We start from the raw sequence: 16,363 nt of genomic DNA on the forward strand, positions 1-16,363 counted from the left end.
CGCCTGGATCTGGCGATCCGCGCACAGCGTCAGCCGGTGACGACGTGCACCAGCGCACCCGCGGCGCCGGCGAGGACCAGCACGACGATGAACGGCGCCCGCAGCGCGAGTGCGACCGCCGCAACGGCCAGCCCGGCCAGCCGCCCGTCCACCACGAGCTCCTGCCCGCTGGTGAACGCCTGGACCGCCACGAGCGCCGCGAGCAGCGCGGCCGGCACGAAGTCCACGACGCGGGCCACCCACCGCTGCTCCACCCACGAGGCGGGGACCGACAGGCCGGCCAGCTTGAGCAGGTAGCAGCCGACCGACCCCGCGATCACCGCGATCCAGAGCGTCGTGCCGCTCACGCCATCTCCTCCTCCGCGGTGGGCCGCGGGGCCCGTCCCGGCCGCCCGGCCAGCGCGACGGCCACCACCGCGGCGATCACCTGGACCCCGGCGGGCACGAAGGGCGTGAGCGCCAGGGCGACGACCGCGCCCCCGGCGGCCACCCGCCGCTGCGCCTCCGCCTCCGGGAACCCCTTCCGCAGCCGCGGCCACAGCAGCGCCAGGAAGGCCGCGGGGACGACCGCGTCGAGCGCGGCGAGTGCCGGGCCGCTCAAGGCAGCGGCGCCGAGGGCGCCGACGACGGTCATCAGGTTCCAGGTCAGGAAGATCGACGCACCACCGGCCAGGAACGCCAGCCGCGCCAGCCCGCGATCCGGCGCGGCGATGGCCAGCGCCGTCGTCTCGTCGATCACCCAGTGCGCCGTCCCGAGCCGCGGAAGGACCCCGTGCGGCCGCAGGAGCGGGACCAGGCGGACGCCGTAGACGGTGTTGCGGGTGCCCAGCAGCAGGGCGCTGCCGACGGCGGCCAGTGCGCTCCCACCGGCCCCGAGGACGCCGACCAGCGCGAACTGCGAGGCGCCGGTGAACATCAGCGCCGACAGGGTGACGGTCTGCCAGAGGTCCAGCCCCGCGGCGTCGGCGGCCGCCCCGAAGGCGGCGCCGTAGAGACCGACGGCCAGGCCCAGCCCGATCGCGTCGCGCAGGGTGGCGGACCGGGCTGGATCTCGGCCACGGGTGGACACCCGGCGACCCTAGGTGACCGCCGCCTGCGTCCCGGATCACCCTCCGGCCGGCGGGACCGCCCGCGGTCCGCCGTACAGTGGCAGGCGACCCGATCGTGCAGGTGTGAAGCTTGCCGCCGACCGGGGTCCCCCGTCGAAGGAGACCCACGCAACGATGTCCGACACGCTGACCGGCTCGCCGGCGCTCGACGCCGTCACCGCCGCTCTGGCCACGGTCCAGGACCCGGAGATCAACCGCCCGCTCACCGAGCTGGGCATGGTCAAGGACGTGCAGATCGGCGGCGACGGCTCCGTCCGCGTCGAGGTCTACCTGACCGTCTCCGGCTGCCCCATGCGCGAGACCATCACCACCCGCGTCACCCAGGCCGTCTCCGCCGTCCCCGGCGTCACCTCGGTCTCGGTCGTGCTGGACGTGATGAACGACGAGCAGCGCGCCGAACTGCGCAAGGTGGTCCGCGGGTCCGACGCCGCCGAGCCGGTCATCCCCTTCGCCCAGCCGGGCTCGCTCACCCGCGTGTACGCGGTGGCGTCCGGCAAGGGCGGCGTGGGCAAGTCCAGCGTCACGGTGAACCTCGCGGCGGCGCTGGCCAGGCGCGGCCTATCGGTGGGCGTCGTGGACGCCGACATCTACGGCCACTCGGTGCCGCGCATGCTCGGCGTCGAGGACAAGCCCACCCAGGTCGACAACATGATCATGCCGCCGCAGGCCTACGGCGTGAAGGTCATCTCGATCGGCATGTTCACCCCGGGCAACACGCCCGTCGTGTGGCGCGGGCCGATGCTGCACCGCGCGCTGCAGCAGTTCCTCGCCGACGTGTGGTGGGGCGACCTCGACGTCCTGCTCATGGACCTGCCCCCCGGTACCGGCGACGTCGCGATCTCGGTGGCCCAGCTGGTGCCGAACGCCGAGATCCTCGTGGTGACGACGCCGCAGCTGGCCGCCGCCGAGGTGGCCGAGCGGGCCGGCGCGATCGCCACCCAGACCCACCAGCAGGTGGTCGGGGTCGTCGAGAACATGTCCTGGCTCGAGCTGCCCGACGGCTCCCGCATGGAGGTCTTCGGCGCCGGCGGCGGCGAGGCGGTCTCCGACGCGCTGACCCGCACCCTGGGCGCTCGGGTTCCCCTGCTCGGCCAGATCCCGCTGGACACCCGGCTGCGCGAGGCCGGCGACGCCGGTGCGCCGATCGTGCTCGCCGAGCCCGAGTCGGCGGCCGCGCAGGCGTTGGAGAAGATCGCCGACGGGCTCGCCGTCCGCCAGCGCGGGCTCTCCGGGATGTCGCTGGGACTCACCCCGGTCAAGCGCTGACCGTGCTGTCTGTCGCCCTCCGGGCGACACCGCGGCCACGTGCCGTACCCGGCCTGCGCTGAGCCCTGCCCGTCACACCTCGGGGGAGCCTCCGGCCCCCCGCTCGGTGCGACCTGTGACGTGCCGCCTCGGGGGAGCCTCCGGCCCCCCGCTCGGCGTCACGTCGCGTCGGGGTCGAACGGGGGCGGGACGGCGCGGTCCCGCGGTCGCGCGACGACGGGCGCGGCGGCAGCGGCGGTAGCGGCGGCGCTCCCCCGGTGGACGGTGGGCCCGTCCTCGTCGCCCAGCAGCTGGCTGCGGATGAAGGTCCTGGGGTGGTACTTGCGCAGATCGAGGTCACGCAGCTGGGGTAGGTCGTCACCGAGGGACTCGTTCACCTGCTCGCGCATCCCGGTGACCGCGGCGCGCACCCGCTTGAGGCCGGTGGCGGCGTCCTTGGCGAGGTCCGGCAACCGCTCCGGGCCGAAGATGAACAGCGCGGCCAGCGCGAGGACGATGATCTCGCCCCAGCCGATCGAGTCGAACACCGCCGCCCCCCTCCTCCGTCCACCCCCAGCGTAAGCGGCCCACTGCAGCGTCCCGCCCCGAGCGTGCGAGTGGCGGTGGCAGGGGTGCCGTCAGGCGGCGTCGAGCGTGGCCTCGACCTCGACGGACCCGTTCCCGCGCACGACCTCGATGGTGACCGTGTCACCCGGGTCGAAGGCGTCGATGGCGACGACGAGCTCCTCCGAGCTGCCGACCCGCTCGTCCTCGACGGCGATGACGACGTCCTCCTCGCGGATGCCCGCCGACGCGGCGGCGCTGCCCGGCTCGACGTTCAGCACCAGGGCGCCGTCGCGCGTGCCGTCGGTCACCGAGCGCGTGTTCACCCCGAGCGAGGAGTGCACGGCCGAGCCGGTGGAGATCAGCTGCTCGGCGATGTCGCGGACGGTGTCGACCGGGATCGCGAAGCCCAGCCCGATCGAGCCGCCGGCCCCGGTGGAGGCGATGGCGGTGTTGATGCCGATCAGCGCCCCGCTGGCGTCGACCAGCGCGCCGCCGGAGTTACCCGGGTTGATGGGCGCGTCGGTCTGCACGGCGCTGATCACCGCGTTGGTGTCGCTGCCCTCGCCGGCCAGCCGGACGGGTCGCTCGAGCGCGCTGACGATGCCGCTGGTGACGGTCCCGGCCAACCCGAGCGGCGAGCCGATCGCCACGACGGGGTCGCCGACGACGACGTCGTCGGAGCTGCCCAGGGCGGCGGGCACCAGGCCGGGCTTCTCCACCTTGAGGACGGCGAGGTCGCTGGCCGGGTCGCGGCCGACGATGCGGGCCGCCGAGCCGCTGCCGTCGACGAAGACCGCCCGGATCTCCGCGCCCTCGATGCCCTCGGCGCCGGAGACGACGTGGTTGTTGGTGACGATGTAGCCGTTCGCGCCGTCGATGACGACGCCGGAGCCCGTGGCGCCGGCCTGTCCGACCCGCACCTCGATGGAGACGACCGACGGCATGACCGTCTCCGCGATCTGCGACACCGAACCGGGTTCCCGGGTGATGCCGGGGTCGACCTCGGAGAGCTGGGTGCCGGGCGCGAGCAGCGGCGACTCGTCGTTGGTCTTGGTCAGGTACCAGCCGATGCCGCCGCCCACCGCGCCGACGAGGAGCACGGCGAGCAGCGCCAGCACGGACAGCCGGACCGACAGGTCGCGCAGCCGCAGCTTCCTGCGGCCCTGCGGGTCGACCACGACGGGACCCGGCTGGGTCTCCTCGTCGTACACGGCCGGGGCGCCGAGGGCGACCGGGGCGTACGGGTCGCGCCAGGGATCGCTGCGGGCGTCGGACTTCCACCAGGGTCCGGTGGCGGTGCGGCGGCGGCCGAGTCGTCCACCGGGAGGTTCCTGGAGCCCGCGCTGCCCGGTGCCCTTCGGACCGAAGGCGCGCAGCAGGGCCTCGGCCGGGGGCGGCGGCACGGGTCGGGGCGGCGGCGTGGGTCGTCCGTCGGCGAAGCCGCCGACGGCGGTGGTCGGCCGGCCGAACGCCGCTTGCTGTCCGGCCGACGGCTGCGGAGCCGACACCGGCCGGGGAGCGAGCCGGTCGGGGACGTCGGCGAAGGCACCGGTCGCTCCCGGCGGCCGGGCGAAGACGGCGTCCTCGCGTGGAGCGCTGCTGTCGGCCACCGGGCCGGACTCGTCGGACGGGCGGTCGCCGGAGGCGCTCAGGGGGTCCCGCCCGGGGCCGTGGTCGTGGCGCTGGTCCCGACCGTCACCGTGCGCACGATGGGCGGGATGATCTCGGTGTGCTGCTCGGGCGTGGACGGCCCGGCCACGGGACCGCGCGGCTCGGGGCCGGGCGCACCGCTCGCCGGGAGGGTCAGGGCGAGCGCGGTGACACCGGCGCCCAGACCGATCATCGTGCCGGCGAGCCCCCGGCGGAGCCAGCGCGCATGCCCCGAACGGTGGTCCACCTTCTCCGGCTGCAGATCGACCGACCAGGCACCGGACGTGCCGCTGACGGTGAGCCCCTCAGGTCCCGCGGTCAGGTTCCCGAGACCGTCGCCACCCGAACCGGGGACATCGGTGGTGAAGGGGATGGCGCAGAGGCGCGACATCAGGTCACCGGGCACGGCCACGTCCCGCGACCCGTGCAGCGCCTCCTTCGCCTCGCGCTGCGCCTCGACGGCCAGGCGGCACTGGAGGCACCCGGAGAGGTGGCGGGCCGCGCGGGCGGCCGGGCCGGACGGCAGTTCGCCGTCCGCCAGCGCGGCGATCGCCTCCTGCGCCAGGTGGCTCACCGGAATGCTCATGCCGGCGCGCCTCCGGTCTCGAGGGCGGAACGGCCCGGGGCGAGGTGGGCCAGCGCCTGGCGCAGCTGCACGCGACCGCGGTGGATGCGGCTGCGGACGGTGCCGAGCTTGATGCCGAGGGTCGCCGCGATCTCCTCGTAGGTCAGGCCCTCGATGTCGCAGAGGACGACGGCCACGCGGAACTCCGGCGACAGCGCGTCGAGCGCCGCCTGCACCTGCGGGTCGAGGTGGGTGTCGGCGTAGACCTGCTCGGGACTGGGCGCGGTGCCGGGCAGGCGCTCGGTGTCCTCGGGCAGCGCGTCGAACCGGATGCGCTGGCGGCGACGCACCATGTCCAGGAAGAGGTTGGTGGTGATGCGGTGCAGCCAGCCCTCGAAGGTGCCCGGCGAGAAGTCGGCCAGCGAGCGGAAGACCCGGACGAACGTCTCCTGGGTCAGGTCCTCGGCGTCCTGCGGATTGCCCGAGAGCCGATAGGCCAGCCGGTAGACCCGGGCGGAGTGGTCGCGGACGACCTGCTCCCAGGTGGGGGCCACCCAGACATCTGTCTCGGGGCGGACGGCGGGCTCGGACACGCCCTCAGGATCGCAGACCGGGCGGTTCGGCACCTCCCCGGCGTGGGTGGGATCGGCGGTCGCGGGTCGCTTCAGGCGCACATGATGATCAACGGACGACGGTGGTGCCGGTGTTCCCGCCCACACCGGCTCGCAGGAAACCCACAGGTCGGGGCCCGACGGCGGGTCCGCCCGACACCCCCGACCGGGCGCGCGACCCGCGGCCGACGCCCGGACCACTACCCTCGGCCGGTGATGAGCGCCGAGCAGCCGCCGCCGGGAGGCGGCCCCGAGGGCGCCGCCTACGCCGACCGGTTCGCCGTCGAGACCCCCGAGATGGTCGCGGCCCGCGCCCGCACTGGCCACTTGCCGGGTGCCCCGCCGGTCGGCCCCGCGGTCGGTGCGACCCTCGCCGTGCTGGCGGCCGGCGTCGAGGCGCGTTCGGTCGTGTCGATCGGCAGCGGCGGCGGGCTCGCCGGGTTGTGGCTGCTCCGCGGGATGCGGAAGGACGGCGTCCTCACCGCCCTGGACGGCGACCCGGAGCAGCTGCGCGCCGCCCGTCAGGCGTTCGCCGACGCCGGCGTCGCAGCCAGCCGGGCGCGGTTGATCTTCGGCACGCCGGCGGAGGTGCTCCCCCGCCTCTCCCCTGGCGCCTACGACATGGTGGTCTGCGACGGACCGCCGCGGGAGTACGCCGAGCACCTGCCGGCGCTGCTCGATCTGGTTCGCGTCGGCGGCACGCTGACCTGCCACGGCCTCCTGGCAGGTGGCCGGATCGCCGACCGCACCGCCCGGGATCCGCAGATCGTCGCCGCGCGGGAGATCGCCCGCATGGTCCGCGAGGACGAGACGCTGCTCCCGGCCGTGCTGCCCATCGGCGACGGCCTGCTCGTCGCCAGCAAGCGCGGCTGACCCGGATTCCGCAGCGGCTTCCGGGGGGCGGCGCCGAACGATGTCCTCCGGCAGGACATTCCGACCGGGAGAATGTCCGCCCGGAGGACATCGCTGACCGGGCGCGGCTGCCGGTCAGCGGAACGGCGACTCCGCGACGAGCGCCCAGGGGCCACCGAGGTAGCGCCACAGTCCCAGACCGCGGGCCCGGACGGCGTACGGCACGAAGTCCGCACTCAGCCGGTCGTACAGCGCCCGGGCGACGGCAGGGTCCACCTTGTTCTGCACCGTCACGTGTGGGGAGTGCCGCTGCTGGTCCTGGCGCGTGAGCCACGGCCCCCACGTTGCCGCCAGCCGGTCGCGCAGCACCGTCAGTTCCGGGGCGTCGAGCGCGTAGGCCACGCCCCTGCCGAGGAACCGCACGCCGGTGACGCGGACGTCGAACGGGCTCCGCTCAGCGGCGGCCCCGATGTCGGCGGACACCTCCTCCAGGCGCTCCCCCGGGAGCGCGTGGAAGAGCGTGACGTGGGCTGCCAGGTGATTGCGCTCCGGTGGGAAGTGCTCGGTTCGCAGCCAGTCGAAGAACTGCTGGGCGCCGTCGTCCAGCAGCAGCGTCACCACGAGCGGCTGGAACGGCCCCGTCGCAGGGGCCCGCCGCGAGCTTGCGAGCGGTGGGGGGCGACGGGGTCCTCTTTCAGACGATCGCGCGGGCACCCTTGCCCAGGACGGTCACGCCGCCGTCGCTCACGTGGTAGCGCTCGCGGTCGGTGACCGTGTCCACCCCGATCCGGGCCCAGGGTGGCACGACGACGTTCTTGTCCAGGATCGTCCGGCGCACGTAGGCGCCCTCGCCGATGTGCACGCCGTCCATGAGCACGCTGTCCTCGACCCGCGCGCCGCGCTCGACCCGGACGCCGGGCGAGACGACCGAGTTGTGCACCGACCCGCCGCCGATGATGGCGCCGGCGCTGACCATCGACTCCTCCGCGCGGCCGCCGAGGACGAACTTCGCCGGGGGCAGTTGCGGCGGCAGGGTGTAGATGGGCCAGCGGTCGTTGTAGAGGTTGAACACCGGCGTCACCGACACGAGATCCATGTGCGCGTCGTAGTAGGCGTCGATCGTCCCGACATCGCGCCAGTAGCCGTGGTCGCGCTCGGTCGCGCCCGGCACGATGTTGGTGGAGAAGTCGTAGACCCACGCCTCTCCCGCGTCGGCGAGCATGGGCATGATCGAGCCGCCCATGTCGTGGACGGAGTTCTCGTCCTCGGCGTCGGCCCGCAGTGCCTCGAGCAGGGCGTCGGTGGTGAACACGTAGTTGCCCATGGAGGCGAAGCTCTCCTCGGGCGAGTCCGGCAGGCCGGGCGGGTCGGCGGGCTTCTCCAGGAATCCCCGCACCTTCCCGTCGGAATCGGCATCGATGACGCCGAACTCCGTCGCCTCCCGACGCGACACCCGCAACCCGGCGATGGTGACGCCCGCGCCGGTCTGCAGGTGCTGGTCGACCATCTGCCCCGGGTCCATCCGGTACACGTGGTCGGCACCGAAGACGACGACGATCTCCGGCCGCTCGTCGTAGATCAGGTTCAGGCTCTGGAAGATCGCGTCGGCGCTGCCGGTGTACCAGCGCGGCCCGAGCCGCTGCTGGGCCGGCACCGGGGTGATGTAGTTGCCGAGCAGCTGCGACATCCGCCAGGTCTGCGTGATGTGCCGGTCCAGGCTGTGGCTCTTGTACTGGGTGAGGACGGCGATCTGCCGGATCTCGGCGTTCACCAGGTTGGAGAGGACGAAGTCGATCAGGCGGTAGTTGCCGCCGAAGGGCACGGCCGGCTTCGCGCGGTCCGCCGTCAGGGGCGAGAGCCGCTTGCCCTCGCCGCCCGCGAGGACGATGCCGAGAACCCGTGGACCGCCGCGCATGGGTGGAAGGTAGCCGCTGAGCTGTGCTTCCGCGCCCTGCCGCCGCCCGAACCGCCCCCTAGGGTGAGCGGCGTGCGCATCGGCATCGTGACCCGGGAGTGGCCGCCGGACGTCTACGGAGGCGCCGGCGTCCACATCGAGCATCTCGTCGCGGCGCTGCGGTCACTCCCGGGTGGCCCCGACATCGATGTGCACTGCTTCGGGGAGCCCCGGGGCCCAGGCATGGCGGGATACGGAGCGACGGCGTACGCCGTCCCCCCGGGACTGCGCAACGCCAACGGGGCCCTGCAGGCGGTCGGCGTCGACGTCGAGATCGCCGCAGCCCTCGGCGGCGCGGACCTCGTGCACAGCCACACCTGGTACGCCAACGGCGCGGGGATGCTGGCCGCACTGGTGCACGGGATCCCGCACGTGGTCACCGCGCACTCGCTCGAACCCCGCCGGCCGTGGAAGGCCGACCAGCTCGGCGGCGGTTACCGCCTCTCGTCGTGGGTCGAGCGCAGCGCGTACCTCGCGGCCGACGCGGTGATCGCCGTCAGCCACGGGATGCGGACCGACGTGCTCGACGCCTACCCCGAACTCGACCCCGACCGCGTGCACGTCGTCGGCAACGGGGTCGACGCCGAGGCCTATCGCCCCGTCCACGCGCCCGACGTCGTCCGTGGGCTCGGGGTGGACCCCGACCGGCCGTACGCGCTGTTCGTCGGGCGCATCACCCGGCAGAAGGGGGTTCTGCACCTGCTGGCCGCGGCCGAGCAGCTGCCGGCCGGCGTCGGGGTGGTGCTGTGCGCCGGCGCCGCCGACACCCCCGCCGAGCGGCAGCAGGTGGCCGAGGCGGTCGAGGCCCTGCAGCGGCTCCGGCGGGGCGTGGTCTGGATCGAGGCGATGCTGCCCCGCGACCAGCTGGTGCCGCTGATCACCGGCGCGACCGTGTTCGTCGTCCCCTCGGTCTACGAGCCGCTCGGCATCGTGAACCTCGAGGCCGCGGCGTGTGGGACGGCGGTGGTGGCCAGCGCCGTGGGCGGGATCCCCGAGGTCGTCGACGACGGCCGCACGGGCCTCCTGGTGCCCTACGACCCCGCTGACGTCGCGGCCTTCCGGGACGGGCTCGCCGCGCGGATCACCGAGCTGCTCGCCGACCCGGCGCGGGCGGCGACCATGGGCGCAGCCGGCCGGGAGCGGGTGCTCGCGGAGTTCGGCTGGCCGGCCATCGCGCAGCAGACCGTCGAGGTGTACTCGACCGTGCTCGCTGCCCGCCCGTAGGAGCCGCTGGTACCTTCGGCGCGCCGGCCCGTGCGCCGGCGACGCAACGGCAGCGAAGTCCGGTGAGATGCCGGCGCTATCCCGTAACTGTGATGGCCGCTCGCGGCCTGAGCCAGATCGCCTGCCCTGCGCCATGCAACCGACCCTCGCGGTAAGGGTCGCGCATCGAGCGTCGGGTCAGCTCGTGGGCGACGCTCGCCGCCTCCGCTGGAGGCACTCCGTGTTCGGCTCTTCTCACTGCGCGACGCGGTCGACGTCGCCCGCCCTCCTGGCCCTACCGGCGGCCCTGGCCCTGGTCCTGACCGGGTGCGGCGACTCGGCCTCCGATGACGAGCAGGCCGCGCCCTCGTCGTCGGCCGACGGCGCCTTCCCCGTCACCGTGACCGGAGCCGACGGCGAGCTCACCCTCGAGGAGCAGCCCGAGAACATCGTGTCCATGTCGCCGTCGTCCACCGAGATGCTCTTCGCCATCGGCGCGGGCGACCAGGTCGAGGCCGTCGACGACAACTCGAACTACCCGGAGGACGCGCCGACCACCGACCTGTCGGCCTTCACCCCGAACGCCGAGGCCATCGCCGAGTACGCCCCGGACCTGGTGGTCCTGAGCAACGACCAGAACGGCATCGTCGACGCCCTCGACGCCCTCTCCATCCCGACGCTGCTCCTCCCGGCCGCCGAGACCCTGGACGACACCTACGAGCAGCTGGAGACGCTCGGCGACGCGACCGGACACGCCGAGGAGGCCGACGAGGTGATCTCTGATGTGCAGGACCGGATCGCGGCCGCGGTGGAGTCGGTGTCGACCGACGTCGAGGGGATGAGCGTCTACCACGAGCTCGGGCCGGAGTTGTACTCGGCGACGAGCGACACCTTCATCGGCAGCATCTACAGCATGTTCGGGCTGGAGAACATCGCCGACGGCGCCCCGGACGCGGCCGGCGGCTACCCGCAGCTGTCGGCGGAGTACATCGCCGGGCAGGCCCCGGAGCTGATCGTCCTCGCCGACACGGTGTGCTGCGAGCAGTCCGCCGAGACCGTCGCCCAGCGCCCCGCCTTCGGCACCCTGCCGGCCGTCCAGGAGGGCCGGATCCTGGAGGCCGACGACGACATCGCGTCGCGCTGGGGTCCGCGGATCGCGGACTTCGCGGAGTCCGTGGCCGCCGCCCTGCAGGGCTGAGAAAGGGCACACCGATGACGACGACGGCGCGCGGCGGGGCCGCGCGGACGGCCGTGGCCGTTCCGCGCGCCCGGCGCCGTCCCGGGCTGGCGCTGGGCGGGGCGTTCCTCGCCCTGGTGCTCGCCATGCTCGCGGGGGTGTGGGTGGGCGCGCTGCCCCTCCCGCCCGGCGCCGTCGTCGTCACGCTGCTCGACCGGCTGCTCTCGCCGCTGGGGATCGGTGTCCCCGGCGCTCTCGAGGGCACGCAGGCCGCGGTCCTCCTGGAGCTGCGCCTCCCGCGGGTGCTGCTCGCCTCCCTCGTGGGGGCCGGCCTGGCCATCTCCGGCGCGGCGTACCAGGGCGTCTTCCGCAACCCACTGGCCGACCCCTACCTGCTGGGCGCGGCCGCCGGCGCCGGCCTCGGTGCGACGCTGGTCATCGCCTACTCACCGGTGCAGTCGGTGGGCCCGGTCGGCATCGTGCCCCTCGCGGCGTTCGCCGGGGCGCTCGTCGGGGTGGGCTGCGCGCTGGTCCTCGGGACGGCGGCCGGCGGCTCGCACAGCCCCACGCTGCTGCTCGCCGGGATCGCCGTCGCCGCCTTCCTGGCCGCGGCCCAGACCCTGGTCCAGCAGCAGAACACCGAGGACCTGCGCGAGATCTACGGCTGGCTGCTCGGCCAGCTCGGCAGCTCGCAGTGGTCCGACATCGTGCTCGTCCTGCCCTACCTCGGGGTCGCCGGCCTCGTGCTGCTCCTCTGCGGGCGGGCGCTGGACGTCCTGGCGGTCGGGGACGACGAGGCGAGCTCGCTCGGCGTCCACCCCGGCCGGCTGCGGCTCGTGGTCATCCTCGCCGCCTCCCTCGTGACCGCCGCCGCGGTGGCCGTCAGCGGCCTCATCGGGTTCGTCGGGCTGGTCGTGCCGCACATCGTCCGCAAGCTGGTCGGCGGCTCGCACGCCCGCGTGCTGCCGATGTCCCTGCTGGTCGGCGGCGCGTTCCTGGTCCTCGCCGACCTGGTCGCCCGCGTCGTCCTGGCCCCCGCCGAGCTGCCGATCGGCGTGGTCACCGCCTTCATCGGGGCGCCCTTCTTCGCCGGCCTGCTCTGGGTCGGAGCGCGACGCCGATGAGCCCGCGGATGCCCGGACACCCCGCGCCCCCTGCCGGGGGCGGTGCCCGCGTGGAGGTCGTCGGCCTCTCCGCGGGCTACGGCCGCACGCGGGTCCTCGACTCGGTGCGCCTGACCGTCGAGCCGGGCGGGTGGCTGGCGGTCATCGGACCCAACGGCTCGGGGAAGTCCACGCTCCTCCGCTCGGTGCTCGGCTTCCACCCGCACGACGGCCAGGTGCGCATCGACGGCGTCCCCACCACCGGCATGCCACGCCGGGAACGGGCCCGGTCGATGGCCTACGCCCCGCAGACCCCGGTCCTGCCCGAGGGCGTGACCGCCCGCGACTACGTCACCCTCGGCCGCACCCCGCACCGACCGCTGCTCGCCGCGCCGCGTGGCGTGGACCGCCAGGTCGTCGCCGACGTCATGGACCGTCTCGGTCTCGCCCCGATGGCCGACCGGCAGCTGACCACCCTCTCCGGCGGTGAGCAGCAGCGCGCCGTCCTGGCCCGGGCGCTGGCACAGCAGCCGCGGGTGCTGCTGCTCGACGAGCCGACCGCCGCGCTGGACCTGGGACATGCGCAGCAGGTGCTGGACCTCGTCGACCGGCTGCGCCGGCAGGACGGGCTCACCGTGGTGAGCACGCTGCACGACCTGACGTTGGCCGGCCAGTACGCCGACCGGCTGGCGCTGCTCTCCGACGGCCGCGTCGCCGCGCAAGGAGCCCCCGCCGAGGTCCTCACCGCCCAGGCGCTGAGCACGCACTACGGCGCGCGCGCCGAGGTGGTCCACGGGCCGTCCGGGCCGGCGGTGCTGCCGGTCCGTTCCGCCGACTGAGCGCAGCGCGCCGGCCGGAAGCGCACCGGATCCCCCGGGGACAGTCGCCGCCGTGGGACGAGGACATGGTGATTCCCCCGCACGGCCGCGCGCGACTGGGCCGCACGTCAGGCGGACCGCGGCCCGACGGCCGATCATGGAGCCGTGACCATCGCCGGCCGGTTCGAGGCCGCGCTGGACGACGTGGAGGAACCCGACCTGCGCGGGCCGGAACTGCTGCCGGTCCGGCTGGCGCGCGCGTGCGCCCGGACGCTCCGGGTCGACGGCGCGGGGATCAGCGTCGTCGACGCGGCACAGCAACGCGTACCGCTGGGTGCGAGCTCCGACGAGGCCGCGATCGCCGAACGACTCCAGTTCACCGTCGGCGCCGGGCCGTGCATGACCGCCCAGGAGATCCGCCAGCCGGTGTTCGCCGTCGAGGACGACCTGCGGCGGCGGTGGCCCGTCTTCACCGAGCTGCTGCTCGGCTCCACGCCGTTCCAGGCCGTGGTCGCTTTTCCGCTGCAGCCGGCGCTGGCCGGGGCCGGGGCGATCGACCTGTACTTCCGGAGATCCGACGACGTCCCCGACCTCGACGTCTTCGAGGCCCTGGCGGTGGGCGAGCTGGTGACCTCGGCACTCAGCGAGGCCGCGGTCTGGTCGTCATGGTCGCCCGCCGAGGGGCCGAACTGGCTCCAGGGTCCAGCGCCTCGGCGCCGGGCAGCGGTGTGGGAGGCCATGGGCAAGGTGAGCGTGGAACTGGAGGTCGACACCCCGGCGGCGCTCGACCTGATGCGGGCGTCGGCGTACAGCAGGGGCACGGCGATCGACGACGTCGCCGCCGACCTGCTCGCCGGCGCCGTCCGGGCGGTCGACCTGGCCCCGGGCGACGGCTGACCCCGCCCCCCTGCTCAGCGGGCGAGCGGGCGAGCGGGCGGAGCGCCACTCCCGCGTCGCCAGCGCCGCCCGCACCCGGGAGGTCACAGCTCCGGCTTGAGCTGCACCTTCACGACGCCGTCCTGCTTCTGCTGGAACTTGCTGTACATCTCGGGAGCCTCCGACAGCGGCACCCGGTGGGTGGCGAACGTGTCACAACCCAGCGGGTCGTCGTCGCCGAGCAGCGGCATGATGTCGGGGATCCAGCGCTTGACGTTGCACTGCCCCATCTGGAGCGCGATCTGCTTGTCGAACAGCGTGAGCATCGGGATGGGATCGGCCGCGCCGCCGTACACGCCGGACAGCGAGATGGTGCCGCCGCGACGAACGATGTCGATCGCCGAGTACAGCGCGTTGAGCCGGTCCACACCGGCTGCCTTCTGGATCGGGGCGGCAACCGCCGAGGGCAGGAGACCGGCCGCCTTCTGGACGAACGTCGTCGCGGGGGATCCGTGCGCCTCCATGCCGACTGCCTCGAGCACGGAGTCCGGCCCACGGCCGCTGGTCATGTCCCGGATGGCGTCGCCGAGGTCCTTCTCGTGCTCGCGCAGGTCGACCACCTCGATCCCGCGCGCGCGTACCCGCTCGAGGCGTTCGGGCACCATGTCCACGCCGATCACCCGATAGCCCTTGTGCTGGGCGATCCGGCAGGCGAAGTCGCCGACAGGCCCGAGTCCCAGGACCACGAGGGTGCCGCCCTCCGGCACATTCGCGTACTCGACGCCCTGCCAGGCGGTGGGCAGGATGTCGGAGAGGTAGGCGAACCGGTCGTCCGACGGTCCCTCCGGCAACCTGATGTGGGTGAACTGGGCCTGCGGCACCCGCAGGTACTCCGCCTGCCCGCCGGGCACCTGGCCGTAGAGCTTCGAGTAGCCGAAGATCTGTGCGCCCATGCCCGTGTCCCGCATCTGGGTCGTCTCGCACTGCGTGTAGAGGCCCTGGTTGCACATCCAGCAGTGCCCGCACGAGATCTGGAACGGGATGGCGACCCGGTCGCCGACCTTCAGGTCGCCGCACTCCGAACCCACCTCCACGACCTGGCCCATCGGCTCGTGACCGAGGACGTCGCCCACGCCCATGAACGGCGCCAGCGGCTCGTAGAGGTGCAGGTCCGAGCCGCAGATGTTCGTCGTCGTCACGCGGATGACCGCGTCGGTCGGCTCCTGCACGAAGGGGTCGGGCACCTCCTCGACGCGTACGTCGCGCTGTCCGTGCCAGGTCACTGCCTTCATGGGGCTCCCATCATCGTGCGCGCCCTCGCTGAGCACGGCTCCCCGGCGAAGTGCCCGTGGCCGCGGAGCCGAAACGGCTCGTGACCCGGCCGAGCGGACGGAATGGCCGGCCGGGTCCGGACGCTGCGCCTGTCGTGATGGCCGGCGACGCGCTCACCCTCTTCGACGAGCCCGAGCCGCCGCATGTGCCGGTCGACGACCGGCTGCTGCGGGTGCGGCAGATCTACGCCGAACCGGCCGCCGCCTCCTCGCCGCGAGGCCGGCAGGTCATCGCCCGCTTCCCGGACGCCGAGGTCGTCGAGGTCCCCTCGCACTGGCAGATCCCCGAGCTGCACGGCAGCGCCGGCAACGTCGACCGCTGGGTGCGGGTGAAGACCGAGACCCTCGTCCTCGGGGTGAAGAAGTCGCTCTCCGCCCGGCCCAACGAGCGCTCGGCGAACTGGATCGCGCCGTCGACGGCCAACGGGTGCGCGATGGCCCTTACTTCCCGGATGTGCAGGTATCCGTGTCGCACCCGGTTGACCTAGCCGTCTGAACAAGTCGACCAGCTGACGAGGCAATTCAGTCGGCCCCATTTCTTGCGGCGACAAAACCCGGGACCCCATCGTGAACCACCGGCCACCGCCGGAACGGCCCGAACAACGGGCACGCCGACGCCGCCGGGTTGCGCGAACACCGACGACCGATTCGACCCCGACCTGCGCAAGAGGTGAGGACCATGATCGACCTACTGACAGCGGCGACCTAACCCCGGGAGCCGCCGAGATCATCGCCGCCGTGACCCGGCTGGAAGCGGACGCAGCCCGGCGACTTCGCCTGCTCGCCTTGATCGCCGACAGGACCGTGATCGGACCCGCCGGCGACGGACTGGCCCACCTGCCGGCAGACTTGCTGGCCGAATTGCGGGAGGAGGTCTACGGATCGATCCGTCCGTCGCAACGGAGCCTAGGCAACTGGCGCGGCCCATCCGAGGCAAGCACAACACAGCAGGGCCTTCGGTCCCCCACAAGGACCCCGAAGGGGTCGTCGCGCCCGATCCTTAGTCCTGCTCAGGCCAGAGAACCTTGACCTCGGATGAATCCTGACTTGATCGCTCGTTGGGTCAGGTCCTCGGTCGTCATGAAGTAGCGGCCGTGGGTGTTCTTGACTTCGTCAAGCGTCTCCGCCGTCACCACAACGACCTCAAGATCCTTGTCCGTTCTGGCGCGCTCTTCACGGAACCGCTCCCTGAGCGCCCTCGCACGACTGTCCGGGCCAGAGAACTCCTGCACCGCGAGCGCGCCTGAGCGTCGGTTGTAGAGGAGTAGGAAGCTCCGGGGCGGGGACGCCATGCCGAACACC

General features: G+C 73.6%; 18 protein-coding genes. 8 read left to right on the forward strand and 10 right to left on the reverse strand.

Annotation, left to right across the window (positions count from 1 at the left end):
* Positions 1–29: 29 nt before the first annotated feature.
* Together FHU33_RS19695 and FHU33_RS19700 are read right to left on the reverse strand one after the other, a co-directional pair.
* On the reverse strand, positions 30–347 hold the full coding sequence (locus FHU33_RS19695) for an AzlD domain-containing protein (protein WP_142027326.1): 318 nt from the start codon (positions 345–347) through the stop codon (positions 30–32).
* Positions 344–1,069 (reverse strand): AzlC family ABC transporter permease, encoded by a 726-nt coding sequence (locus tag FHU33_RS19700; RefSeq protein ID WP_142027327.1) that lies wholly within the window; start codon positions 1,067–1,069, stop codon positions 344–346. Before FHU33_RS19700 ends, FHU33_RS19695 begins: the two co-directional genes overlap by 4 nt.
* A 154-nt stretch (positions 1,070–1,223) precedes the next feature.
* Here FHU33_RS19700 and FHU33_RS19705 point away from each other — a divergent pair, with 154 nt between their 5' ends.
* Positions 1,224–2,375 carry an Mrp/NBP35 family ATP-binding protein gene (locus FHU33_RS19705; RefSeq protein WP_142027328.1) on the forward strand — a complete coding sequence of 384 codons (1,152 nt, stop codon included), beginning with the start codon at positions 1,224–1,226 and terminating at the stop codon, positions 2,373–2,375.
* A gap of 158 nt (positions 2,376–2,533) precedes the next feature.
* Here the strand turns inward: FHU33_RS19705 and FHU33_RS19710 are convergent, their stop codons facing one another.
* From FHU33_RS19710 to sigE, 4 genes are all read right to left on the reverse strand, one after another.
* On the reverse strand, positions 2,534–2,902 hold the full coding sequence (locus FHU33_RS19710) for a twin-arginine translocase TatA/TatE family subunit (protein WP_142027329.1): 369 nt from the start codon (positions 2,900–2,902) through the stop codon (positions 2,534–2,536).
* A 90-nt stretch (positions 2,903–2,992) separates the two neighbouring features.
* Positions 2,993–4,531 (reverse strand): S1C family serine protease, encoded by a 1,539-nt coding sequence (locus FHU33_RS19715; protein ID WP_142027330.1) that lies wholly within the window; start codon positions 4,529–4,531, stop codon positions 2,993–2,995.
* Between the two features lie 38 nt (positions 4,532–4,569).
* A complete protein-coding gene (locus FHU33_RS19720; RefSeq protein ID WP_142027331.1) occupies positions 4,570–5,157 on the reverse strand; it encodes an anti-sigma factor family protein in 588 nt (195 codons plus the stop codon).
* Entirely contained in the window at positions 5,154–5,729 is a 576-nt protein-coding gene (sigE, locus tag FHU33_RS19725) for an RNA polymerase sigma factor SigE (protein WP_142027332.1), read from the reverse strand. Before sigE ends, FHU33_RS19720 begins: the two co-directional genes overlap by 4 nt.
* Before the next feature lie 234 nt (positions 5,730–5,963).
* Between sigE and FHU33_RS19730 the strand changes: the two genes are divergently transcribed.
* Positions 5,964–6,620 (forward strand): O-methyltransferase, encoded by a 657-nt coding sequence (locus tag FHU33_RS19730; protein WP_142027333.1) that lies wholly within the window; start codon positions 5,964–5,966, stop codon positions 6,618–6,620.
* Between the two features lie 114 nt (positions 6,621–6,734).
* Here the strand turns inward: FHU33_RS19730 and FHU33_RS19735 are convergent, their stop codons facing one another.
* Positions 6,735–7,217 (reverse strand): 2'-5' RNA ligase family protein, encoded by a 483-nt coding sequence (locus FHU33_RS19735; protein ID WP_246064011.1) that lies wholly within the window; start codon positions 7,215–7,217, stop codon positions 6,735–6,737.
* Between the two features lie 76 nt (positions 7,218–7,293).
* Positions 7,294–8,514, reverse strand: a complete 1,221-nt coding sequence (glgC, locus tag FHU33_RS19740; protein ID WP_142027335.1) for a glucose-1-phosphate adenylyltransferase — start codon at positions 8,512–8,514, stop codon at positions 7,294–7,296.
* 72 nt (positions 8,515–8,586) lie between these two features.
* On the opposite strand from glgC, the gene glgA reads away from it, so the two are divergent.
* The 5 genes from glgA to FHU33_RS19765 all read left to right on the forward strand — a co-directional run bounded on the left by glgA (position 8,587) and on the right by FHU33_RS19765 (position 13,751).
* Positions 8,587–9,777 carry a glycogen synthase gene (gene glgA, locus FHU33_RS19745; RefSeq protein WP_142027336.1) on the forward strand — a complete coding sequence of 397 codons (1,191 nt, stop codon included), beginning with the start codon at positions 8,587–8,589 and terminating at the stop codon, positions 9,775–9,777.
* Between the two features lie 220 nt (positions 9,778–9,997).
* On the forward strand, positions 9,998–10,954 hold the full coding sequence (locus FHU33_RS19750) for an ABC transporter substrate-binding protein (RefSeq protein ID WP_246064013.1): 957 nt from the start codon (positions 9,998–10,000) through the stop codon (positions 10,952–10,954).
* Positions 10,955–10,968: 14 nt separating this feature from the next.
* Positions 10,969–12,057 carry a FecCD family ABC transporter permease gene (locus FHU33_RS19755; RefSeq protein ID WP_246064015.1) on the forward strand — a complete coding sequence of 363 codons (1,089 nt, stop codon included), beginning with the start codon at positions 10,969–10,971 and terminating at the stop codon, positions 12,055–12,057.
* Between the two features lie 8 nt (positions 12,058–12,065).
* Positions 12,066–12,875, forward strand: coding sequence for an ABC transporter ATP-binding protein (locus tag FHU33_RS19760; protein WP_142027337.1), 810 nt, complete (start codon positions 12,066–12,068; stop codon positions 12,873–12,875).
* 144 nt (positions 12,876–13,019) lie between these two features.
* Positions 13,020–13,751 (forward strand): GAF domain-containing protein, encoded by a 732-nt coding sequence (locus FHU33_RS19765; protein ID WP_246064017.1) that lies wholly within the window; start codon positions 13,020–13,022, stop codon positions 13,749–13,751.
* Between the two features lie 83 nt (positions 13,752–13,834).
* Here the strand turns inward: FHU33_RS19765 and FHU33_RS19770 are convergent, their stop codons facing one another.
* Positions 13,835–15,022: a zinc-dependent alcohol dehydrogenase gene (locus FHU33_RS19770; protein WP_142027338.1), complete on the reverse strand. Its 1,188-nt coding sequence runs from the start codon at positions 15,020–15,022 to the stop codon at positions 13,835–13,837.
* A gap of 137 nt (positions 15,023–15,159) precedes the next feature.
* On the opposite strand from FHU33_RS19770, the gene FHU33_RS19775 reads away from it, so the two are divergent.
* Positions 15,160–15,549 carry a spore photoproduct lyase family protein gene (locus tag FHU33_RS19775; protein WP_342778701.1) on the forward strand — a complete coding sequence of 130 codons (390 nt, stop codon included), beginning with the start codon at positions 15,160–15,162 and terminating at the stop codon, positions 15,547–15,549.
* A 522-nt stretch (positions 15,550–16,071) separates the two neighbouring features.
* Here FHU33_RS19775 and FHU33_RS19780 read toward each other — a convergent pair.
* The gene (locus FHU33_RS19780) at positions 16,072–16,362 is read right to left on the reverse strand and encodes a hypothetical protein (RefSeq protein WP_142027339.1); all 291 of its coding nucleotides are present in this window, start codon (positions 16,360–16,362) and stop codon (positions 16,072–16,074) included.
* Position 16,363: the final 1 nt, after the last annotated feature.

The sequence above is a fragment of the Blastococcus colisei genome (assembly GCF_006717095.1).
Classification (GTDB): Bacteria; Actinomycetota; Actinomycetes; order Mycobacteriales; family Geodermatophilaceae; genus Blastococcus_B; species Blastococcus_B colisei.